General features: G+C 70.9%; 19 protein-coding genes. 9 read left to right on the plus strand and 10 right to left on the minus strand.

All coding sequences use genetic code 11. From position 1 onward, the window contains the following. Positions 1-263: 263 nt before the first annotated feature. The 3 genes from ABZ904_RS06845 to ABZ904_RS06855 are packed head-to-tail and all read right to left on the minus strand — an operon-like array spanning position 264 to position 3,396. The gene (locus ABZ904_RS06845) at positions 264-1,100 is read right to left on the minus strand and encodes a sugar phosphate isomerase/epimerase family protein (RefSeq protein WP_359391485.1); all 837 of its coding nucleotides are present in this window, start codon (positions 1,098-1,100) and stop codon (positions 264-266) included. Then, positions 1,097-2,248 (minus strand): dihydrodipicolinate synthase family protein, encoded by a 1,152-nt coding sequence (locus ABZ904_RS06850; protein ID WP_361821595.1) that lies wholly within the window; start codon positions 2,246-2,248, stop codon positions 1,097-1,099. The genes ABZ904_RS06845 and ABZ904_RS06850 overlap by 4 nt, the downstream gene beginning before the upstream one ends. After that, positions 2,245-3,396: a Gfo/Idh/MocA family oxidoreductase gene (locus ABZ904_RS06855; protein WP_359391487.1), complete on the minus strand. Its 1,152-nt coding sequence runs from the start codon at positions 3,394-3,396 to the stop codon at positions 2,245-2,247. Before ABZ904_RS06855 ends, ABZ904_RS06850 begins: the two co-directional genes overlap by 4 nt. 427 nt (positions 3,397-3,823) lie before the next feature. On the opposite strand from ABZ904_RS06855, the gene ABZ904_RS06860 reads away from it, so the two are divergent. From ABZ904_RS06860 to ABZ904_RS06875, 4 genes are all read left to right on the plus strand, one after another. Further along, positions 3,824-4,864 carry a LacI family DNA-binding transcriptional regulator gene (locus tag ABZ904_RS06860; protein WP_361821599.1) on the plus strand — a complete coding sequence of 347 codons (1,041 nt, stop codon included), beginning with the start codon at positions 3,824-3,826 and terminating at the stop codon, positions 4,862-4,864. Positions 4,865-5,037: 173 nt separating this feature from the next. Continuing rightward, positions 5,038-5,973 carry a bifunctional helix-turn-helix transcriptional regulator/GNAT family N-acetyltransferase gene (locus ABZ904_RS06865; RefSeq protein WP_359391489.1) on the plus strand — a complete coding sequence of 312 codons (936 nt, stop codon included), beginning with the start codon at positions 5,038-5,040 and terminating at the stop codon, positions 5,971-5,973. A 44-nt stretch (positions 5,974-6,017) separates the two neighbouring features. Next, positions 6,018-6,818: a sugar phosphate isomerase/epimerase family protein gene (locus tag ABZ904_RS06870; RefSeq protein ID WP_359391490.1), complete on the plus strand. Its 801-nt coding sequence runs from the start codon at positions 6,018-6,020 to the stop codon at positions 6,816-6,818. 91 nt (positions 6,819-6,909) lie between these two features. Next, the gene (locus ABZ904_RS06875; RefSeq protein WP_361821602.1) at positions 6,910-8,193 is read left to right on the plus strand and encodes an MFS transporter; all 1,284 of its coding nucleotides are present in this window, start codon (positions 6,910-6,912) and stop codon (positions 8,191-8,193) included. A gap of 21 nt (positions 8,194-8,214) precedes the next feature. On the opposite strand, the gene ABZ904_RS06880 is transcribed toward ABZ904_RS06875, so the two are convergent. After that, complete coding sequence (locus ABZ904_RS06880; RefSeq protein ID WP_361821605.1) at positions 8,215-8,631, minus strand: ATP-binding protein; 417 nt, start codon at positions 8,629-8,631, stop codon at positions 8,215-8,217. 120 nt (positions 8,632-8,751) lie between these two features. On the opposite strand from ABZ904_RS06880, the gene ABZ904_RS06885 reads away from it, so the two are divergent. Continuing rightward, on the plus strand, positions 8,752-9,570 hold the full coding sequence (locus tag ABZ904_RS06885; protein WP_361821608.1) for a helix-turn-helix transcriptional regulator: 819 nt from the start codon (positions 8,752-8,754) through the stop codon (positions 9,568-9,570). Further along, positions 9,567-9,842 carry a DUF397 domain-containing protein gene (locus ABZ904_RS06890; protein WP_359391494.1) on the plus strand — a complete coding sequence of 92 codons (276 nt, stop codon included), beginning with the start codon at positions 9,567-9,569 and terminating at the stop codon, positions 9,840-9,842. The genes ABZ904_RS06885 and ABZ904_RS06890 overlap by 4 nt, the downstream gene beginning before the upstream one ends. Here the strand turns inward: ABZ904_RS06890 and ABZ904_RS06895 are convergent. After that, positions 9,743-10,390 (minus strand): GNAT family protein, encoded by a 648-nt coding sequence (locus ABZ904_RS06895; RefSeq protein ID WP_360991715.1) that lies wholly within the window; start codon positions 10,388-10,390, stop codon positions 9,743-9,745. The genes ABZ904_RS06890 and ABZ904_RS06895 overlap by 100 nt on opposite strands. 426 nt (positions 10,391-10,816) lie before the next feature. Here ABZ904_RS06895 and ABZ904_RS06900 point away from each other — a divergent pair, with 426 nt between their 5' ends. Then, positions 10,817-12,643, plus strand: a complete 1,827-nt coding sequence (locus ABZ904_RS06900; RefSeq protein WP_361821612.1) for a glycoside hydrolase family 3 N-terminal domain-containing protein — start codon at positions 10,817-10,819, stop codon at positions 12,641-12,643. Between the two features lie 102 nt (positions 12,644-12,745). Next, on the plus strand, positions 12,746-13,363 hold the full coding sequence (locus ABZ904_RS06905) for a hypothetical protein (protein ID WP_361821857.1): 618 nt from the start codon (positions 12,746-12,748) through the stop codon (positions 13,361-13,363). Between the two features lie 25 nt (positions 13,364-13,388). Here ABZ904_RS06905 and ABZ904_RS06910 read toward each other — a convergent pair whose 3' ends face one another. From ABZ904_RS06910 to ABZ904_RS06930, 5 genes are all read right to left on the minus strand, one after another. After that, on the minus strand, positions 13,389-14,810 hold the full coding sequence (locus tag ABZ904_RS06910) for a S28 family serine protease (RefSeq protein ID WP_359391498.1): 1,422 nt from the start codon (positions 14,808-14,810) through the stop codon (positions 13,389-13,391). A 120-nt stretch (positions 14,811-14,930) separates the two neighbouring features. Beyond that, positions 14,931-15,317, minus strand: coding sequence for a hypothetical protein (locus ABZ904_RS06915; protein ID WP_359391620.1), 387 nt, complete (start codon positions 15,315-15,317; stop codon positions 14,931-14,933). A gap of 161 nt (positions 15,318-15,478) precedes the next feature. After that, positions 15,479-19,210 (minus strand): ABC transporter ATP-binding protein, encoded by a 3,732-nt coding sequence (locus ABZ904_RS06920; RefSeq protein ID WP_360991703.1) that lies wholly within the window; start codon positions 19,208-19,210, stop codon positions 15,479-15,481. A gap of 116 nt (positions 19,211-19,326) precedes the next feature. Then, positions 19,327-20,379, minus strand: a complete 1,053-nt coding sequence (locus ABZ904_RS06925) for an esterase-like activity of phytase family protein (RefSeq protein WP_361821617.1) — start codon at positions 20,377-20,379, stop codon at positions 19,327-19,329. A gap of 66 nt (positions 20,380-20,445) precedes the next feature. Beyond that, positions 20,446-21,366 (minus strand): serine hydrolase, encoded by a 921-nt coding sequence (locus ABZ904_RS06930; RefSeq protein ID WP_360991696.1) that lies wholly within the window; start codon positions 21,364-21,366, stop codon positions 20,446-20,448. 248 nt (positions 21,367-21,614) lie between these two features. Between ABZ904_RS06930 and ABZ904_RS06935 the strand changes: the two genes are divergently transcribed. Then, on the plus strand, positions 21,615-22,217 hold the full coding sequence (locus ABZ904_RS06935) for a hypothetical protein (protein WP_361821620.1): 603 nt from the start codon (positions 21,615-21,617) through the stop codon (positions 22,215-22,217). The last annotated feature ends 31 nt before the right edge of the window (positions 22,218-22,248 follow it).

The raw sequence follows: 22,248 nt of genomic DNA on the forward strand, positions 1-22,248 counted from the left end.
GGTTCGCGTCCGACGTCGTGGCGCTCGCGAAAGACGCCCGGGGGGACGCCAAGGGCAGGCCCCCTCGCCTTCCCCCCCCGTATCAGAACCCCCGCGATCCCCCCAGATCCCTTCCCCCACAAGAATTCTGACGCCCAGTACGACGCCCGGGGCGGGGGGAGGGTTGCACAGCCTTCGCGGATTTTTCTCCGAAGCCGACGGTGCTGCCGGCGCGGCGGGCGCACCGGCGCGGCCCCCGCGGCAGGCCCCCGTTCCGACCGTGGTCAGGCCACGTGCTCGGTGAAGCGGGCCACCGTCTCGGCGAGCACCTCGCGCCCGTCGCGGACCCACAGCGCCTCGTTGAACAGCTCGACCTCGATCGGCCCGGCGTAGCCGGCCGCCTCCACGTGCCCCCTCCACTCGCGCATGTCGATCACCCCGTCGCCGATCTGGGCGCGTCCGTTCAGGACCCCCTCCGGCAGCGGGGTGGTCCAGTCGGCGAGCTGGAAGGCGAGGATGCGGCCGCCGGCGCCCGCGCGGGCGATCTGCTCGGGGGCGGTGTCGTCCCACCAGAGGTGGTATGTGTCCACGGTGACGCCGACCTGCTGGGCCGGGAAGCGCTCGGCGAGGTCCAGCGCCTGGGCCAGCGTCGAGACCACACAGCGGTCCGAGGCGTACATCGGGTGGAGCGGTTCGACGGCGAGCCGCACCCCCCGCTCGAACGCGTACGGTCCCAGCTCCCCGAGGGCGTCCGCGATCCGCTCGCGTGCGGCGCGCAGGTCCTTGGAGCCGGCCGGCAGCCCGCCCGACACCAGGACCAGCGTGTCCGTGCCCAGCGTCGCCGCCTCGTCGACCGCCCGGCGGTTGTCGTCCAGAGCGCGGGCCCGCTCGTCCGGTTCGGCGGCGGTGAGGAAGCCGCCCCGGCACAGCGTCGTCACGCTCAGACCGGCGTCGCGGACCAGTTTCGCCGTGGCGTCCAGTCCGTACGACCGGACGGGCTCCCGCCACAGGCCCAGCCCGCGGACACCCGATTCGAGGCAGGCGTCGACCAGTTCGGGCATGCCCAGCTGCTTCACCGTCATCTGGTTGATGGAGAAGCGCTCCGGGGCGGTGCCGCTCATCGGTCCGCTCCGTAGAGGGACAGCAAGGTCCTCATCCTCGTCTCCGCGCGTTCCGGGTCGGGGAACAGCCCCAGGCCGTCGGCGAGTTCGTAGGCCTTCGCGAGGTGCGGCAGCGACCGCGCCGACTGCAGGCCGCCCACCATCGTGAAGTGCTTCTGGTGGCCCCCGAGCCAGGCCAGGAAGACCACTCCGGTCTTGTAGAAGCGGGTCGGCGCCTGGAACAGGTGGCGCGACAACTCCACCGTGGGATCGAGGAGTTCCTGGAAACCCTGCACGTCGCCCGTGTCCAGCACCCGTACGGCCTCGGCGGCCGGTGGAGCCAGTGGGTCGAACACGCCGAGCAGCGCGTCGCTGAAGCCCTGCTCGTCGCCCGCGATCAGTTCGGGGTAGTGGAAGTCGTCGCCCGTGTAGCAGCGCACGCCCGGCGGGAGCCGGCGGCGCAGATCGATCTCGCGCTGAGCGTCGAGCAGCGAGATCTTGACTCCGTCCACCTTGTCCGGATGGGCGGCGACGACCTCGAGGAACACCTCTGTGGCCGCGTCCAGGTCGCCCGAACCCCAGTAGCCCTCGAGCGCGGGGTCGAACATGGGACCGAGCCAGTGCAGGATCACCGGGTCGGCCGTCTGGCGCAGCAGGCGGCCGTAGGTCTCCAGGTAGTCCTCCGGAGCCTTCGCCGTCGCCGCCAGCGCACGCGACGCCATCACGATCGCCTGCGCGCCCGCCTCCTCGACCACGGCGAGCTGCTCCTCGTACGCCGTGCGGATCTCCTCGAGGGAGCCGGCGGCGAGCTGGTCGGTGCCGACTCCGCAGGCGATACGGCCGCCGGCCGACCTGGCCTCGGCACAGCTGCGGCGGATCAGTTCCGCCGCGCCCGCCCAGTCCAGGCCCATCCCGCGCTGGGCGGTGTCCATGGCCTCGGCGACGCCCAGCCCGTGCGACCACAGATGGCGGCGGAAGGCGAGCGTCGCGTCCCAGTCGACGGCGGCGGGCGAGTCGGGCGACACGTCCGCGTAGGGGTCGGCGACCACGTGCGCGGCGGCGAAGACCGTACGGGAGGTGAAGGGGACGCCGGTGGAGACGGCGAGGGGTTCGCGGCGGGGCTCGTACACCCGCAGCCGGCCGTCGGCGCCGGGGAGCCGGATCGTCACAGCGGGATCTCCGGTACGTCGATACGGCGGCCCTCGGCCGAGGACTTGAGGCCCAGTTCGGCGAGCTGGACGCCGCGCGCGCCGGCCCGCAGGTCCCAGTGGTAGGGCGCGCCGGCGTAGACGTGCCTGAGGAACAGCTCCCACTGGGCCTTGAAGCCGTTGTCGAACTCGGCGTTGTCCGGGACCTCCTGCCACTGGTCGCGGAAGGCCTCGGTGGCGGGCACATCCGGGTTCCAGACCGGCTTGGGGGTGGCGGAGCGGTGCTGGACACGGCACTTGCGCAGTCCCGCGACGGCCGAGCCCTCGGTGCCGTCGACCTGGAACTCGACGAGTTCGTCGCGGTTGACGCGCACGGCCCAGGAGGAGTTGATCTGGGCGATCGCGCCGCCTTCCAGCTCGAAGATGCCGTAGGCGGCGTCGTCGGCCGTGGCCTCGTACGGCTTGCCGTTCTCGTCCCAGCGGCGCGGGACGTGGGTGGTGGCGAGTGCCTGGACGGACGTCACCCGGCCGAACAGCTCGTGCAGCACGTACTCCCAGTGCGGGAACATGTCGACGACGATGCCGCCGCCGTCCTCGGCGCGGTAGTTCCAGGAGGGCCGCTGGGCGGACTGCCAGTCGCCCTCGAAGACCCAGTAGCCGAACTCTCCGCGGACGGAGAGGACGCGGCCGAAGAAGCCGCCGTCGACGAGCCGCTTCAGTTTCAGCAGGCCGGGCAGGAAGATCTTGTCCTGGACGACGCCGTGTTCGACGCCCTTCGCCTGCGCGCGGCGGGCCAGGTCCAGGGCTCCCGCCAGGCCCGTCGCCGTCGGCTTCTCGGTGTAGATGTGCTTGCCGGCGGCGATCGCCTTCTTGACGGACCCCTCGCGCGCGCGCGTGATCTGGGCGTCGAAGTAGATCTCGACGTCCGGGTCGGTGAGGACCGTGTCCAGATCGGTCGACCAGTGGTCCAGTCCGTACTGCTCGGCGAGCGCCTTCAGGGCGTGCTCGCGGCGCCCGACGAGGACCGGCTCGGGCCACAGCACGGTGCCGTCGCCCAGGTCGAGGCCGCCCTGCTCGCGCAGGGCCAGGATGGAGCGGACAAGGTGCTGCCGGTGGCCCATGCGTCCCGTCACACCGTTCATGGCGATCCGCACCGTCTTGCGTGTCACGTCGTTCCCTCCGTACACGTCCGGCGCCCCGTACGCCTCCGGGGAGCGTGACAGCAAACGCTTTCTACGCAAGAAGACGCTAGCCTCTGTCCGGCGGGTCGGACAAGACCGCAGGATTGACGGGATTGTGCAGGTCCGTACACGGCGTGGCACAGGGCGACACGACGGATACGGGACGCTGAAGTTGGTCGGTCCGTCGAACAAGGGGAGCCGCGGGCCTGTACACGGAGGTCCGGAGACCGGTAGATGGACGTCTGCGGAGGGGGCGGACCGCAGGACCGCACGAAGGTCTCCCCGCCCCTGAGCACGACGACAGCAACGACAACGACGACAGCGGCAACGACGGACAGCACAGCGGCGACGAGCACGACGATCGGCGGCAGCGACGATCGGCGAGTACGACGAGACGCCCGACCGGAGGACGACGATGACGGTGACCCTGGCGGACGTGGCGGCGCGCGCGCAGGTGTCGCCCGCCACCGTGTCGCGCGTACTGAACGGGAACTACCCCGTGGCGGCGTCGACCCGGGAGCGGGTGCTGCGCGCGGTGGACGAACTGGACTACGTCCTCAACGGCCCGGCGAGCGCGCTCGCGGCGGCCACCTCGGACCTGGTCGGCATTCTGGTGAACGACATCGCCGACCCGTTCTTCGGGATCATGGCGAGCGCGATCCAGTCGGAGATCGGGGGCCCGGGAGGCCGGGCCGGCGGCGAACGGCTCGCCGTGGTCTGCAACACCGGCGGCTCTCCGGAGCGGGAATTGACGTATCTGACGCTGCTGCAGCGCCAGCGGGCGGCGGCCGTGGTGCTGACCGGTGGCGCGGTGGAGGACAGCGCGCACGCGGAGGCGGTCGGCGCCAAACTGCGCAAGCTCACGGCGGCCGGGACCCGGGTGGTCCTGTGCGGCCGCCCTCCCGCCGCCGAGGCGATCGCGCTGACCTTCGACAACCGGGGCGGCGGGCAGCGGCTCACCGAGCACCTGACCGGGCTCGGGCACCGGCGGCTCGGCTACATCGCCGGCCCGGAGGAGCGTACGACCACCCGCCACCGGCTGGAGGGACACCGGGCGGCACTGGCCGCCGCGGGGATCGAGGACGACCCACGGCTGACCATGCACGGCTCCTACGACCGCCGCTCCGGTTACGAGGCGACACTGGAACTGCTGCGCCGGGAACCATCGTTGACGGCGATCGTTGCGGCGAACGACACGGTGGCACTGGGCGCGTGCGCGGCGCTGCGGGACTCGGGACTGCGCATTCCCGAGGACGTCTCGGTGGCCGGCTTCGACGACCTCCCGTTCGCGATCGACGCCGTACCGGCCCTGACGACGGTACGGCTGCCGCTCGCGGAGGCGGGCGCCCGGGCCGGCCGGATCGCGATGGGCCGGGAGGAGCCGCCGCCGGGCGGGATCGCCACGGTGCGCGGCGAGTTGATGGTGCGCGGGTCGACGGGCGCACCGCGCGCATAGGGGCGCGGCGTCGCCGCCGGCCCGCCGCGCCCACAGGTCCGCCGCCAGGAACGGGCGCGGCAGCGCGAGCAGCCCGATACGGCGTGCCGCGCCCCATGGACGGCGGCCCCGAGCCGACGTACGCTCGTTCCGTACCTCTGACTGAGTCAACCATCGGACAGCAGGGGCCGGCCATGACCGTCCAGGACATCCGCACGTTCAACCGCTTCTACACCAACGTCATCGGCGCGCTGGACTACGGCCGCCACCTCTACGCCCCGTACACGCTCACGGAGTCCCGTGTGCTGTACGAGCTGGCGCACGCGCCGCGCACCGACGCGGCCGACCTGCGGGGCGAACTCTCGCTCGACGCGGGCTATCTGAGCCGCATCCTGAACAAGTTCGAGCGGGACGGCCTGGTCGAGCGGGCCACCTCCGACACGGACCCGCGCCGTCGGCGGGTCACGCTCACCGCGCGCGGCCGGGAAACGGCAGACCTGCTGGAGGAGCGGGCCCGCGAGACCGTCGCCGCGCTGCTGGACACCGTCGCCCCCGCCGACCGGCCGCGCCTGGCCGAGGCCATGGGCACGATCCGCTCGCTCCTCTCGGACGGCCGCGCCGCACGTCCCGAGGACGTGGTGCTGCGCGACCCGGCGCCCGGCGACCTGGGCTGGATCGTGCAGCGCAACGCCGCGCTCTACGCCGCCGAGTACGGCTGGAACGCCGACTACGAGGGGCTGGTCGCGCGGATCGTCGCCGACTTCGCCGAGGACCACGACCCTCATCTGGAGCGGGTGTGGATCGCCGAGACCGGAGGAGGGCGGCCGGTCGGGTGTGTGATGTGCGTACGGGACGAGGCCCCGGCCACCGCCCGGCTGCGGCTGCTGCTCGTCGAGCCCGACGCGCGCGGGCTCGGCATCGGCGACCGGCTGGTCGAGGCGTGCGTGGACTTCGCGCGCGGCGTCGGCTACCGCGAGCTCGTCCTGTGGACGAACGACGTCCTCGCCGCCGCCCGGCGGATCTATCTGCGCCACGGCTTCGTCCTCGTCGCCGAGAAGCCCCACCGTTCCTTCGGCAAGGACCTGGTCGGCCAGGACTGGCGTCTTGACCTGCTCGGCGTCCGGGAGTGAGGACGAGGGGCGCCATGCGCGAGTGACGAGTAGGGTCCAAGAACATGAAGCTGGCGTTCTCCACCCTCGGTGTCCCCGGTCTGCCCGTGCCGGACGTGGTCCGGCTCGCGGCCACGAACGGCTACCACGGCGTCGAACTGCGCGCACACCCCGAGGAGCCGGTGCACCCCGGCATCGGCCCGGCCGCGCGGGCCGAAGTGGCCGCCGAGTTCAAGGCGGGGGGCGTCGAGATCCTGGGACTCGCGGGGTACGCGCATGCCGCCGCCCCCGGGGACGACGGGCCCGTGGTGGACGAGATGCGCCAACTGCTCGAGCTTGCGCACGATGTGGGCGCCCCCTCCGTCCGCGTCTTCCCGGGCGGCGGCACGGATCAGTCCCCCGAAGAAGCCGACGCCACCGCCGCGCGGCGCCTGGGCACCGCCGCGGAGTACGCCGCCGACCTCGGCGTCCGCATCCTGCTGGAGACCCATGACTCGCATCCCACCGGCGCTGACCTGATGCGCATCCTCGGCACGGTGGGACACCGCCAGGTGGGCGCGCTGTGGGACGTGATGCACACCTGGCTGGGCGGCGAGCAGCCGCAGGAAACGTACGCGGACCTGTGCCCGCACCTCGGCTACGTGCAGGTCAAGGACATCGCGTCCGCCGAGGACAAGACCCCCCTGCCGCTGGGCCACGGGGTCCTCCCGCTCACCGAGTGCGTGGAGGTCCTCTCCCGCCACCACTGGGACGGCTGGCTGTGCTGGGAGTACGAGAAGCGCTGGTACGAGGCGGCACAGCCGCTGCCGGAGCTGCTCGGACCGGGCCGGGAGCACCTGACCCGGCTGCTGAGCGAGTCGGCCTGACCGCCTGGTCCCGCCCGTTATTCGGTGGCCGGGGGGACAGCGGGACGGTTAGCCTCCGCGCCGTGATCCAGCACCTCCGGCCCGCCGCCTCATGAACCTTTCCCATGCGTTGATCGACGTGCGCCCGCTGCGGACGTCCCCGGCGTTCCGGCGGCTGCTGATCGGGCGGACGGTGTCCGTGCTCGGCGGTTTCATGGCCATGGTCGCCGTCATGTACCAGGTCTGGGACATGACGCACAGCACGGTCTGGACCGGTGCGGTGGGGCTGGCGCAGGCGCTGCCGATGGTGGTGTTCGGGCTGTTCGCCGGCTCCTGGGCGGACCGGGGCGACCGACGGCGGATCTTCCTCGTCGCCACCGTGGGCCAGGCGTCCTGCTCCCTGCTGCTCGCGGTGCAGGGCTTCCTCGGGCACGTGCCGGTCGCGGGCGTGCTCGCCCTGCTGGCCGTGCACTCCGGTTTCGGTGCGGTCGGCGGACCGGCGTCGGGGGTGTTCGTGCGCCGGCTGCTGCCCAAGAAGGAGGTGGCGGCCGGACTCGCCCTCAACCAGATCTCCTTCCAGGCGATGATGCTCCTCGGCCCGGCGCTCGGCGGTCTGGTGCTCGGCTGGGCCGGCGTCGGCGTCTGCTACCTGCTCGACGCCCTGAGCTTCGCCGTCGCCTTCTACGCCGCCTTCCGGCTGCCCGCGCTTCCGCCCGAGGGCGAGCCGTCGCGGACCGGGCTGCACGGGGTGGTGGACGGGTTGCGCTTCCTCGCCCGGCATCGCGTGGTGCGCGGAGCGTTGATCACCGACCTGGCGGCCACCGTGCTGTCCATGCCCATGAGCCTGTTCCCGCTCGTCAACGCCGAGCGGTTCGGCGGCAACCCGCGCACCCTCGGCCTCTTCCTGTCGGCCGTCGCCGTCGGCGGTGTCGCCGGCTCCACCCTGTCGGGCTCGATCACCCGCTGGGGCCGCCCCGGACTGGTGATGCTCTGCGGCGCCGGGACCTGGGGAGCGACGCTCGCCCTGTTCGGACTGACCACCGACCCCTGGGCCGGGCTCGCCCTGCTGGTGCTGGCCGGGGCCGCCGACACCACCTCGGTGATCTCGCGCGGCACGATCGTGCAGACCCGCACCCCGGACGTGCTGCTGGGCCGGGTCACGGCCGCCGAGCAGATCGTCGGCCAGGCGGGCCCCAACCTCGGCAACCTGCGCGGCGGCCTGGTCGCCGGCTGGACCTCCGGCGCGACCGCGCTCGTCAGCGGCGGACTGCTGTGCCTGCTCGCGGTCGTGTTCGTGGGGTCGAGCACGCCGGAACTGCGCGAGGGGACCTCGCCGGATCGGCACGACGATGCCGCGCCGCAGCTGCGGGACGCGGCCACGCCGGACGCTCCGTGAGCGCGGTCCACCGGTTGTCGGTCAGACCAGGATCCGCGCCCACACCGTCTTCCCGACGCACCGGTCCTTGACCCCCCACGACTCCGCCAGCGCCGCGACCAGCAGAAGTCCACGACCCGAGGTCGCCTCCGGATCCGGGTCCTCCAGGTGCGGCCGGTTCGGCGAGGCGTCGGCGACCTCGACGTCCACGGCCTTCTCGCCGTCGTACGTCATCGCGACCTCGAAGTAGCGGCCGGGTACGCGCCCGTGGCGGACCGCGTTGGTCGCCAGCTCCGAGACGACGAGTTCGACGATCCCGCGGGCGTCGGCCGGTACGGCCCAGGAACGCAGGACGCAGCGGGCGCCGCGGCGGGCCTCCACCGCATTGCGCGGGGTGGGCGCGAACCGCAGCCGCCAGGTGCGGAGTCTGAGGTTTGCGCCGTCACTTTCTGTTTTCATAAGGATACTTTCGGCGCTGGTCGCTACGGTCATCAGTGACCGAGCGTCGACAACCGCGTACGGCAACTGGTGCCGGTTGCGCGTTGATCGGCGTTGAGCCGGGTAGAGGGGATCGTTGCGATGACGCAGCCCAGGAAGAACTCGTCGTCGCCCGCCGCGCAGTACTTCGCGGAGGTCCTGCGGACGCTGCGCGTGAAGGCCGGGTTGTCCCAGAACGAGTTGGGCGAGCGGATGGCGTACTCGGGCGCGGCGGTGAGCGCGGTCGAGACGTGCGCGAAGCCGGCGACGGACGAGTTCATCGAGGCGGCGGAGAAGGCGCTCGACGCCGGGGGGCTCGTTTCGGTGGCGGCCAAGTACCTGCGGCTGGAGCGGTATCCGGCGCATTTTCAGGGGTTCGTGCAACTGGAGCAGGAAGCGATCAGCGTCTCCTCGTATTGCGTGCAGCTCATCGACGGCCTGCTGCAGACCGAGGCATACGCGCACGCCGTGCTGAAGTCCGCTTTCCCACCGCTGGACGACGAGGAGATCGACCAGTTGACTTCGGCCCGCATGGAACGCAGGAGCCTCCTGGACCGCAAGCCGTCGTGTGTGGTCAGTGTGATCCTCGAAGAGTCCGCGCTCCGGCTGCAGATCGGCGGGCAGGAGGTCATGCGCAAGCAGTACGAATACCTGGTCGCCTGCGCGGAGCGCCCCAACGTGGTGCTCCAGGCCATGCCGATGAGCAAGGCCGGACACGCAGGCCTGCAAGGGCCGATGAAGCTGGTCGAGACCCCCGAGCAGACCACCCTTGTGTACATGGAAGGAAACGGGCACAGCACGCTCGTGACCAAGCCGGAAGACGTCGGAGTACTCGCTCGTCGCTATGCAATGATCAGAAGTCAGGCCCTCCGGCCGGAGGAAACCACCGTCCTGATAGAGCAGTTGGCGGGTGAGCTATGACCGAGCTGGCGTGGTTCAAGAGCAGCTACAGCGATTCGAGCGGTGGCGATTGCGTCGAAGCCGCCTTCGCCTGGCACAGAAGCAGCTACAGCGACAGCAGCGGTGGCGAATGCGTCGAGGTCGCCACCACCGCCCTCATACACATCCGCGACTCCAAAACCCCCGACCGCCCCTACCTCACCGTCTCCCCCGCCGCCTGGGCCGACTTCCTCGCCACCCTTGCCTCCAGTCGTGACCGGCACTCCGGCCACTCCTCCGCCGTGATCGAGTAGATCGCGGAGTCCCGGAGCCGGTCCTCCTCACCCGGGGCCCAGGAGCGGGACCAGTTGCGCAGGACGCCCTCAAAGCGGGCACCGATGCTCTCGATGGCCGCACGAGAACGGCTGTTGCGGGCGTCGGTCTTCAGATCGACCCGGGAGACGCCCCACTCCTCGAACGCGTGACGGCACAGCAGCAGCTTGGCCTCGGCGTTCACGCCCGTGCCCTGGGCGGAGCGGGCGAGCCAGGTGAAGCCGACCTCGATGGCGTCGAGTCGGTCGTCCGACAGCCAGGAGCGCGGCTCCCAGTACGACGTGGCACCCACCGCGCGCCCCGTGGCGAGGGAGATCTGGGCGTACGGCGCGAGCCGGCCCGTCGCCGCACGGGCGAGTTGCGCGTCGATGTAGTCCGCGACTTCGTCGTCCCCCGGCACCCATGTGTACGCGTAGGTGCCCCGGTCCTCCTGCGCCGCCACCGCCAGGTCGGCCGCGTGCCGGTGCTCCAGCGGCTCGAGTCGCACGAGCGTGCCCTCCAGGACCCGCCCCTCCAGCTTGAAAGTCAACGCCCTACGCCTCTCATGGTTCACGGCTCCGCGAACGCCTCGTGGAAGCCCGGGAGATTCTCGCTCATGCACCCGGGGCCGTCGAACGAAAATCCCGGCGCACATATGCCTTCGACCACTCCCGCATCGACTTCCGGAATCGGCCGCTTTCACGGGAACCTCGCACGACCGCAGTTCGTCCAAGGCGCACGCCGCCGGATGAGTCTCCGCGATGCGGTGTCAGCCCTCGCTGCCGTCTGCGATCGCCGACCACCCCCTCCGCCGCACGCGACCGGCAGCACACCGCCGCCATCGGCGCGCCCCTCCTACAGCGCCGATGGCGGCCACCCGCCGGATACCGTGCATTCCCTTGACTGGCAGAAACTTCCGGGATAGTGGTGACTCTTCGGAAGTTTCCTTCAGCGATCTCCTCCGGAAGGAGCGCAGGTGCACGACGCCGGCACGGGAAGCACCCCGACCCCCTCCAGACGTACGGTCCTCGCCACCACCGCGGGCCTGACCGCGGCTCTCGCCCTCACCCCCGGCACCGGCCACGCCGCCGTGCCCGCCGACGACCGGCTGCGGACCCTCATCTCCCGTATGACCCTCGAAGAGAAGGTCGGTCAGCTCTTCGTGATGCGGGTCTACGGCCACTCGGCGACCGAACCCGACCAGGCCGACATCGACGCGAACCTCGCGGAGATCGGCGTGCGGACGGCCGCCGAGCTGATCGCGAAGTACCGCGTGGGCGGCATCATCTACTTCACGTGGGCGCACAACACCCGTACTCCGCACCAGATCGCGGACCTCTCGAACGGGATCCAGAAGGCGTCGCTCGCGCAGCCCCGTGGACTGCCGGTGCTGATCGCCACGGACCAGGAGCACGGGATTGTGGCGCGCGTGGGCAAGCCCGCCACCCTGTTCCCCGGGGCGATGGCGATCGGCGCGGGCGGTTCGCGCTCCGACGCCCGTACACTCGGCCGGATCGCCGGTGCCGAGCTGCACGCCCTCGGCATCCGCCAGGACTACTCCCCCGACGCCGATGTGAACGTCAACCCGGCCAACCCGGTGATCGGCGTGCGGTCCTTCGGCGCCGACCCGGACGCGGTGGGCGGCCTGGTCGCGGCGGAGGTGAAGGGGTATCAGTCGTCGGGGGTCGCGGCGACCGCCAAACACTTCCCGGGCCACGGCGACACGGCCGTCGACAGCCACTTCGGCTTCCCGGTCATCACGCACAGCCGCGAGCTGTGGGAGAAACTCGACGCGGTGCCGTTCCGGGCGGCGATCCGGGCGGGGATCGACGCCATCATGACCGCGCACATCATGGTCCCCGCGCTCGACGACTCCGGTGACCCGGCGACCCTCTCGCACCCGATCCTCACCGGCATCCTGCGCGAGGAACTGGGCTACGACGGGGTCGTGGTGACGGACTCTCTGGGCATGGAGGGCGTGCGCCAGAAGTACGGCGACGACCGTGTGCCGGTGCTCGCGCTGAAGGCGGGCGTGGACCAGTTGCTGAACCCGCCTTCCCTGGACGTCGCGTGGAACGCGGTGCTGAAGGCCGTACAGGGCGGCGAACTGACCGAGGCACGGCTCGACGAGTCGCTTCTGCGCGTCCTGCGGCTGAAGGCGAAACTGGGGCTGCTGGACCGGCCGTACGTCACCGACAGCGGCGTCGACCGGACCGTGGGCGTCCCGGAGCACCTGCGCGCGGCCGACCGCGTCGCGGACCGTACGACCACGCTGCTCGTCAACCAGCAGGGCCTGCTGCCCCTCTCGCGCCGTACCCATCCCCGTCTGCTGGTGGTCGGCGCGGACCCGGCGTCGCCGTCGGGCACCGACGGACCGCCCACCGCAGTGCTGGCGAACGCCTTCACCGGCCTCGGTTTCACGGCGACCGCGCTGTCCACCGGCACCGCGCCCTCGTCGGCGGCGATCGACAACGCGGTGGCGGCGGCGGGGAACGCGGACGCGGTGGTGGTGGCCACGTACAACGTGACCGCGACCAGTTCCCAGCGGACCCTGGTGAACCGTCTGATCGCCACCGGCAAGCCGGTGATCACGATCGCCGTCCGCAATCCGTACGACGTGGCCCAACTCCCCGATGTAGGGGCCTGCTTGGCCACCTACTCCTGGACGGACGTGGAACTGCGCGCGGCAGCCCGGGTCGTCGCGGGCCGGGTGAAGCCACACGGGCGGCTGCCGGTACCCGTCCAACGAGCAGACGACCCGGCACAGGTTCTGTACCCCATCGGCTACGGAATGTCGTACTGAACGTACGCCTCACACCGCGCACCTCGCACCCGAATGCCGCAAAACATCCTACATGTCTGGCGTGTCTCGTGATCGCGGGTCACGCTGGACCGGATGTTTGCGATGCGAAAAGGACAGGCGTGGGCGGGTGCGCTGATGACCGCTGCGCTGACGGTGGCGGGGCTCTCCGGATGCCAGACGTCCTCGAAGACGGACGGGAAATGGCCGGGCCAGGGCGGAAGGTCGGCGCAGCCGTCCGGATACGGGGCCGAGTTCCTCGCGGTGGACGAGTGCAGTTCCTTCGGGACGACGAGCTTCACGGAGGTTCCGTGCACGAGCGAACGGGCGGCGGCCCGGGTGATCGCGCGGTACGACGGCCCCATGGAACAGGGGCCTCCCTGCGCGGCGACCACGGACTTCGTCCTGAACATCAGCAAGTCCACGCCGGCGCCGGACACGGGCGAGGCGGTGCCGCAGGGGTACGCGTGCATGCGGAACCTGGAGCCGCCGCACCCGGGGGACCCCGGCGGCGGCGGCGGACCGCTCACCATCGTGGGTGACTGCGTGTACGGGGCAGGCGGCGGCGAGGTCCGGGAGACGGCCTGCGACGGCGGGGGCGCCCACGCACCCGAGTACAAGGTGACGTCGGCCGTCGCGCAGCGCTCCCAGTGCCCGGCGTCGACGGCGCTCTACGTCCAGCTCGGCGGCGACAAGCCGGTGGGCTGCGCCCGGCCGGTGTGAGCACCGGCCGGGCGCAGCGCGGGACTTACGGCCGGAGCCCCGGCTCGCGTTCCACGTCCCGGCGGTCCAGCTTCGCGTCGTACGCGGCGAGTGGCTTCGCCGCCGACGGGTTCCGCTGCACCGCCGTCGAGGCGACACCCGCCCAGTCCAGGATGCGGGCGGTGGCCAGGGTCTTCTGGTCGGAGACCAGGCCGGCCACGTTCGCACCGTGGTTCAGGCCGGGGGCGGTGAAGACGTACGCATCACGGGCGCCCGAGCCGAGCCGGAAGCGCTCGGCACCCCACGGGTCGTTCTGGCCGTAGACGAAGAGCATGTGGTGCGCGTGGTGCCTGACCCAGGTGTCCACGTCCCGCATCGCCGACGGCTGGAACTTCATCGGGATGGAGCGGGGCACGAAGTTCCGGGGCGGCTGGTAGCCGTAGCGGACGTACTTCTTCTCGATGTACGGGAAGTGGATCGTGGGCGCGCCCAACTGAGTACCCGCCTGGTAGTAGTACGGCGTGTACGGCTCGAGCCCCTGGTCCGTGTAGAAGGAGAAGCCGGAGATCGTGTCCACGGAGTTCCAGATCTCGTCGTCCGTGGCGTTCTTCGCGTCCGCCGGGATCGTGTCGCAGTCCTTCAGCAGGCTGTACTGCCAAAAGCCCCACACGTAGTCGAGGACGACGGCCTCGTAGGCCCGGTCGAGGCTGCCGATGGTGTTGAAGGTGTAGCCGTTGTCCGCCGCGTACTGCGCGTACTTCTTCTCCAGCGGCTCCCGGCGCACCAGCGCCTCGCGCTGCACGGCGTTCAGCCGGTCCCGGCACTCCTTCGGGCCCACGCTCGTGAAGAAGCGGTCGTAGGCGGAGTCCTCGTTGTTCACGACGTCGTTCGGCGCGACGTACGCGACGACGCCGTCCATGTCCCGGGGGTAGAAGCGCTCGAAGTACGTCGCCGTCATACCGCCCTTGGAACCGCCCGTGGCGATCCAGTTCTTGCTGTAGATCGGCTTGAGCGCCTCGAAGATGCGGTGCTGGTCGCTCGCCGCCTGCCAGATGTCGAGCTTCGACCAGTCCGCGGGCTGCGGACGGGAGGGGGTGAAATAGCGGTACTCCATGGAGACCTGGTTGCCGTCCACGATCTGGGTCGGCTCACGGCGGCCCGGGGTCGTGGAGACGTTGTAGCCGCCGGTGTAGAAGACCGTCGGCCGGGAGACGTCCTTGTGCAGCACGGTGATCCGCTGCTGGAACGTGCCCTTGGACGGGTGCCGGTGGTCGACCGGCTGGGTGTAGTTCAGGACGAAGAAGCGGTACCCGGCGTACGGCTTCTCCTCGATCAGGCTCATGCCGGGTATGGCGAGCAGCCGGTCCTTGATGTCCGTGTCGGCTGCGGCAGCGGTGGCCGCCGTCGCCGTACTCAGCGTGCCTATGAGCACTACGAGCGCCAGCAGCCATCTGAGCGCTTTGCGCATGCACCCTCCCCTTCAACGCGGATGTTCGCCGGAACCTAGCGGAGCAACCGCCCTGGCACCAGGGGAGGTTGGGGAAACCTGTGAATTGGCCAAGAAGGCCCCGCCGACTTCAGCCGTGCGTCAGCACAGGATCCAGCCCGAGCTGACCGAACCCGAGCCCACCGAACCGCGCACCCACACGCACCGGTGTCCGGCGTGCACGGTCACGGGACCCGCGTGGTGCCGGTACCGGCCGATGTCCGCCGCGGGGCGGCTGCCACGCGCCTGCACACTGACCGCCATCGGCCTGAGGCCGGACACGTTCTTCGCCACGGTCATCACGCACACATAGCCGTCGCGCTTGTAGATCCACACCGAACCGGTGGAGAACGGGAGCGTGCGGACCTTGCGCCCGGAACAGAAGTCGGCCGCCTGCGCGTTCCCCGGGCTCGCCACCGCGAGCAGACCGGAGGCCGTCAGCACGGCCAGACCGAGCGCCAGGCGGCGGCGTATCGCACCACTGTCCACTGTTGTCCTCCCCGTGACGATCAGCGTACTGGTGTACGGACGCAGGACGTGTGTCGGATGGTTGCGTCGCGACGGTGCTCCCGGGCGGCGGTTCTTGCGGGTTCCGGACGAAATCACCGCACTCCCGTCGTCCGGCCGGCCGGACGACGGGAGCACCGGCGTCATGCCGTGGAGCCCACCGGCTCCTCCTGCTCGGGCTCGCCGATGAACGTCTGCCACAGCTGCGCGTACCGACCGCCGATCGCCAGCAGTTCCTCGTGGGTGCCGTCCTCAGTGACCCGCCCGTGGTCCATCACGACCACGCGGTCGGCGCGGGCGGCCGTGGTCAGCCGGTGGGCGACCACAAGCGTCGTACGGCGGCCGGCGAGACGGTCCGTCGCCTGGTTGACCTGCGCCTCGGTGGCCAGGTCGAGCGCGGCGGTCGCCTCGTCGAGCAGCAGGACGTCGGGGTCGACCAGTTCCGCGCGGGCCAGCGCGATCAACTGCCGCTGTCCGGCGGACAGGTTGCGGCCGCGTTCGGCGACCTCGTGCAGATAGCCGCCCTCCAGGGTGGCGATCATGTCGTGCGCGCCGACGGCCCGCGCCGCCGCCTCCACCTCGGCGTCGGTCGCGTCCGGACGTCCGTAGGCGATGGCGTCCCGGACGGTCCCCGCGAACAGGTACGCCTCCTGCGGGACGACGCCGAGCCGGTGCCGGTAGGAGGAGAGGTCGAGGGAGCGCAGATCGGTGCCGTCGACGAGCACCCGGCCGCGCGTCGGGTCGTAGAAGCGGGCGACGAGCTTCACCAGGGTCGACTTGCCCGCACCCGTTTCGCCGACGAAGGCCACGGTCTGCCCGGCGGGGATCCTCAGGTCGACACCGCTGAGCGCCTCCTCGTCGTCGCCGTAGGCGAAGTCGACGCCCTCGAAGGCGATGTCGCCGCGCAGCGACGGCACCTCGAGCGGCTTCTCGGCGGCCTTCGTCGTGGTCGGCTCCCGCAGCAGTTCCTGGATACGGCCGAGCGAGACCGAGGCCTGCTGGTAGCCGTCGAAGACCTGGGACAGCTGCTGCACCGGCGCGAAGAACAGGTCGATGTAGAGGAGATACGCGACCAGCGCGCCGGTCGTCAGTGTCCCCGCGTCAACCCGGTGCCCGCCCACGATCAGGACGGAGGCCGCGGCCACCGAGGACAGCAGCTGCACGAAGGGGAAGTACACCGAGATCAGCCACTGGCCGCGGATGCGCGCCTGGCGGTAGCTGTAGCTGCCCTCCGAGTACCGCCGCCCGCCGTCCTCCTCGCGCCTGAACGCCTGCAGGATCCGCAGCCCGGACACCGACTCCTGGAGATCCGCGTTGACCGTCGACACCCGCTCGCGGGCCAGCTCGTACGCCTTCACGCTCGCCCGGCGGAAGAAGACGGTGGCCACGATCAGCGGCGGCAGTGTGGCGAAGACGACGAGCGCGAGCTGTACGTCGATCACCAGCAGCGCGACCATGATGCCGAAGAAGGTGACGACGGAGACGAAGGCGGTGACGAGGCCCGTCTGCAGGAACGTCGACAGCGCGTCCACGTCGGTCGTCATCCGGGTCATGATCCGGCCCGCCAGCTCCCGCTCGTAGTAGTCGAGTCCGAGCCGCTGGAGCTGGGCGAAGATCTTCAGCCGGAGTGCGTAGAGCACGCGTTCACCGGTGCGTCCGGTCATCCGCGTCTCACCGATCTGCGCCGCCCACTGCAACAGGACGGCGAGCAGCGCGAGCAGGGACGCGGCCCAGACCGCGCCGACGGCCATCCGGGAGACGCCCTGGTCGATGCCGTGCCGGATCAGGATGGGCAGCAGCAGGCCCATGCCCGCGTCGACGGCGACCAGGCCGAGGCTGGCGAGGAGGACCAGGCCGAAGCCGCGCAGCAGCCGGGTCAGTCCGTACGACTCCTCGGGCCGGACCGCGCTTGCCTCGTCGATCTCCGGGGTGTCGTCGGCAGGCGGCAGCTTCTCCACCTGGGCGAGGAGCTCGGGAGTGGCGGGGGTGCCGGTCAGCGCGAGGTCCTTGGGCTCACGGTCACCGGTCCACAGGTGCGGCGTGACCCCGCGCTCGGCGTCGAACTCGGCGTCCAGCTCCTCCCGGACCGTGGTGTCCTCCTGCGGGGAGACGAGCGGCACATGGCCCGGGGAGACGCCACCCAGCTCGTCGGGATCGGTCAGCAGCCGGCGGTAGAGGGCGGACCGCTCCTGGAGTTCCTCGTGCGTGCCGATGTCGGCGAGCCGGCCGCCGTCGAGGACGGCGATGCGGTCGGCGAGGTTGAGGGTCGAGCGCCGGTGGGCGATCAGCAGGGTCGTCCGGCCCTGCATGACCTGCTTCAGCGCCTCGTGGATCTCGTGCTCGACACGGGCGTCCACCGCGGAGGTCGCGTCGTCCAGGACCAGCAGCCGCGGGTCGGTGAGGATGGCACGGGCCAGCGCGACGCGCTGGCGCTGACCGCCGGAGAGGGTCAGTCCGTGCTCGCCGACCGTGGTGTCGTACCCCTCGGGCAGCTCGGTGATGAAGCGGTCGGCCTGCGCGGCACGCGCGGCCTGCCGGATCTGTTCCTCGGTGGCGTCGGGGCGGCCGTAGGCGATGTTGTTGCGGACCGTGTCGGAGAAGAGGAAGGAGTCCTCGGGGACGAGGCCGATGGCGGAGCGCAGCGACCCGAGGGTCAGCTCGCGCACATCGTGGCCGCCGACGAGGACGGCGCCGTGCGTGACGTCGTAGAAGCGCGGCAGCAGCAGCGAGACCGTCGACTTGCCCGAGCCGGAGGAGCCGACGACGGCGAGGGTCTCACCGGGGCGGATCTCGAAGGAGAGGCCGTCGAGGACCGGCCGCCCGTCGCGGTAGGCGAAGGAGACGTCGTCGAACTCGACGGTCGCCGGAGCGTCGGCGGGCAGTTCCTTGGTGCCTTCCTTGAGCGAGGGCTCGGTGTCGATCAGTTCCAGCACCCGCTCGGCGCCCGCACGGGCCTGCTGGCCGACGGTGAGGACGACCGCGAGCATGCGCACCGGGCCGACGAGCTGGGCGAGGTAGGAGGAGAAGGCGACGAACGTGCCCAGTGTGATGTGGCCGTGCACCGCGAGCCAGCCGCCGAGGGCGAGCATGGCGACCTGGCCGAGGGCGGGCACCGCCTGCAGGGCGGGGGTGTACTTCGCGTTCAGCCGGATGGTGCGCAGCCGCCCCGCGAAGAGCCGGCGTCCGACTTCCCTCAGCTTCCCGGTCTCCTGGTCCTCCTGTCCGAAGCCCTTCACCACGCGTACGCCGCTGACGGCGCCGTCGACCACGCCCGCCACGGCCGCGGCCTGGGCCTGGGCGTACCAGGTGGCCGGGTGCAGCCGGGTGCGGCTGCGCTTGGCGATGAACCACAGGGCGGGCGCGACGGCCAGCGCCACGAGCGTCAGCGGCAGTGACAGCCACGCCATGATCACCAGGGAGATCAGGAAGAGGAGGAGGTTCCCGATCGTCATCGGGAGCATGAACAGCAGTCCCTGGATCAGCTGGAGGTCGCTGGTGGCGCGGCCGACGACCTGGCCGGTGGACAGCTCGTCCTGACGCCGTCCGTCCAGTCGGGTGATCGTCGTGTACATCTCCGTCCGCAGGTCGTGCTGGACGTCGAGGGCGAGCCGTCCGCCGTAGTAGCGGCGGATGTAGGTGAAGACGTAGACCAGGACGGCCGCGCCGATGAGGGCGCCGGCCCAGGGCGCCATGGACCGGGTGTGCTTGCCGACCACGTCGTCGATGATCACCTTGGTGACCAGCGGGACGAGCGCCATGACGGCCATGCCGCCGAGGGAGGACCCCAGCGCGAGGACGACATCCGCCGGATGACGCCAGGCGTAGCCGGCGAGCCTCCACGCCCAACCTCGCGTTTCCCCCTGGTGCGCTGTCACGCCGGTGCCCTCCTCGAGACCTGATCTTCCGGAAGGCACCAACGCGAACAGAAGCGGATTTCATCCCTCCGCAACAATTCCGAGACCAAGGTCCCAGGGAGGGCGGTGCCGCGGACCTAGGACGCCGTGGGGTGCGGGAGACGGACGCGCAGGGAGTACAGACGGGTGATCTGTGCCGCGTTCTGGTTGTCGTCGCTGACCAGGAGGACGTTCAGCCGGCCGTGCGAGGCGCCCGTGATCGTCATGCCCTCGATGTTGTCGAGGAGCGGGTTCGGCTGCGGCTGCTTGGCCGTCGCTCCCGGTGACGGGCAGTTCACGATGTCGGCCAGGAGCGTCTTCTTGACCAGGCGTACGCCGGTCCGGCCCGTGAGGTTCTCGATGCCGCTCGTGTCGGTGGCGTGGCGCAGGTCGGCCAGGTAGAGGCGGACTGTGTTGCCGTACCCGGCGGTGAACCCGCGCTCCAGGACCAGCAGACGCCCATCGGGGGTCGCCGTGGTCTCGGAGACGCCGAGACCCGCATCCGCGCGGTAGCCGTATTGGGCCGCGAGCGCGAAGTGCCGCCCGTGCCGCGTCCAGGTCTGGAAGCGCACGATGCCGGCCGTGTCGCCGCTCAGCGAGCCCTCCATGCCGGCGAGCAGCCGGTGCCCGCCGGGCAGCAGGGTCAGGCCCTCGAAGGTCTGGTTCGAGGTGGCGCGCCCGGCCGGGACGACCCGGAGGGAGTCCGGCACCGGCAGACGGTCGAGGATCTTGCCGTCGCGGGAGTAGCGGCGTACGGACGGCTCGGTCTCGGAGGTGACGAGACGGGTGCCGTCGCGGTCCACGACGAGCCCCTCGGAGTCGAGCGCGGCGCCGTTCTCGCCGGCGAGGTTCACCACGCTCGTGGGCGCGAAGGTCTTGCGGTCCAGAGTGAACAGCGAGGAGCGGTCGGAGAGCGCGGCGATCCGGCCGTCGCTGTCGATGGAGAGCGCGGAGAAGTTGCCGACGAACGTACCCTCGTACGTCGTCTTGTCCAGGGCGTCGGAGAAGCCCTTGATGTCGACGGTGGAGGAGCAGGCGTGCGCGGCCGTGCCGGTCGCGGCGGACGTTACGGCGGCAGGCCCGGCGGCGGCCGGCCATGCGGCCGCCGCCAGGGTGGTGGTGACGGTGGCGAGAAGCATTCGCAGGCGCATGGCGCCACCGTAGGGCGAGCCGGTGGAGCGTGCATGGACTCGCCGTGAATCGACGGGAGTCGGACGTCAGCTCGCGGGAACCGCGGGCATGACCTCCTGCGGCGTGCTCGTGGGCACGTACGCGGTCTTGGCGGTGGTCGTCGGCACCAGATCCTTGTGGATGGCCTTGGCCACGTTCTGGATGGTGGTGACGCCGTAGCTCATGGTGCTGTTGTCCTGGGTGAGCACGGTGATCATGTAGTCGTGGCCGCGCCCGTTGAACGTGCCGACGCTGTGGATCCGCCAGCCGTGCGTGGCGCGCTGCAGCCAGCCGTTCTTGACGTGCACGGAGACGCCGGACGGGGCACCCGCCGGAGTACCCCAGCGCTGCGAGGAGATGACCTTCCCCATCAGCTTCAGGATGTACGCGCGGGAGTTGTCGCTCAGCACGGCGTTCTTGGCGGTGACGAGCTTGAGCAGCTTCTGCTCGTCCTGCACGGTGATCTGGGTCAGGCCCCAGTAGCCGTTCGCGCCCGGCTTGGTCTGGGTCATGCCGGCAGCCGTGAGGAAGCCCTTGATCTTCGTCAGGCCGAGCTGCTTCCACAGCGCGCTGGTGGCGTTGTTGTCCGACTTGGTGATCATCGCCGTGGTGAGGCTGACCTCACGAGAGGTCAGATAGCGGTTGTGCTTCTTGGCGTCCCACAGCAGCGTGGCGAGCACAGTGACCTTGACGACACTGGCCGAGTCGTAGGCACTGGTGGCGCGCAGCGAGCAGGTGGTGTTGGTGGAACGGTCGTAGAGCCCGACCGCGACGGTCCCCTTGCGGCCCGCGAGCGCTGCGGTGATGTCCTTCTGCAGTTTGGCGGCCAGGCCCGCCTTGCCCGACGTACAGGCGACCGTCGGCGTGGCGGCAGCGGCCGGCGCGGCGCTCGCCACGAGCGGTATGAGCACCCCGGCACCGAGGCTCGCACAGAGCACACGGGCGCGCCGGGACATCCGGTGAGTCATGGAGTCCCCATCTTCTTGGTGGAATCGGACGTGCCCCGGCACGTCCGAACTCATGACGCACGGACACGGGTGAATGGTTGTACGGAGGCCGGCCCTTTCCCCGCTCCCCGCCCGCGGCTCCCTCCGCCGGCGGGGACGCCGCCCGGCGGCGCGACCCTGACCCCCGTCCTGCCGGGGGCTGTTGCGATCATGGGCGGACGCGTCCGGAGCATGGGGAGGAAGAGGAAACAGTGAGCTATTGCCTGGAGATGAGCACCGGCGACATGCGCAGCGTCATGCGGCTGCTCACCGCGGTGGAGCCGACGCCGCAGCAGGAGCGGCTGCTCGGGATCGTGCGTGAGAGGTGCGCGAAGACCGACGCCCGGTTCCACGACCAGGGCATCGATCTCGGGGTCTCCGTCGGCCAGGCACTCGAAGAACTGCTGGAGGGCGCACCCAGCGTGGACGTGAGCCCCGCGTACACGTACGCCTTCCACGAGGTGGTGGCGTGCCACTTCTCCGACACCGTGGACCTCGGGTCGTGGCGGCGGATGTCCTGGTTCCGCTCCGTGGACGACGAACTGGCCCGGCACGGCGTGCCGTCGGATCTGCGGCCGGGCACGTTCCTGTTCAGCGGGCCGCCGGTAGGGCTGCCGCACCCCGGCGACATCGTTCCGCAGATCGGCGTCCTGCCGGCCCCGCGTGCCGCCGCGCTCTGCGACGCGTACGAGACGGTGCTGGACCGGCTGGATCCCGACCACCAGGGGACGGTCCGCAGGTTCGCCGAGGTGCTGCGTGTCGAGGCCGAGGAGTGGGAGAGCGCCCGGAGCCTCGGCCAGACGAACGACACGATCTTCTTCTGGTTCCGGTGATCCCGTCCGGGCCCTTGAGTCCCTCTCCGGC

This window comes from Streptomyces sp. NPDC046900 (assembly GCF_040644975.1).
Lineage (GTDB): Bacteria > Actinomycetota > Actinomycetes > Streptomycetales > Streptomycetaceae > Streptomyces.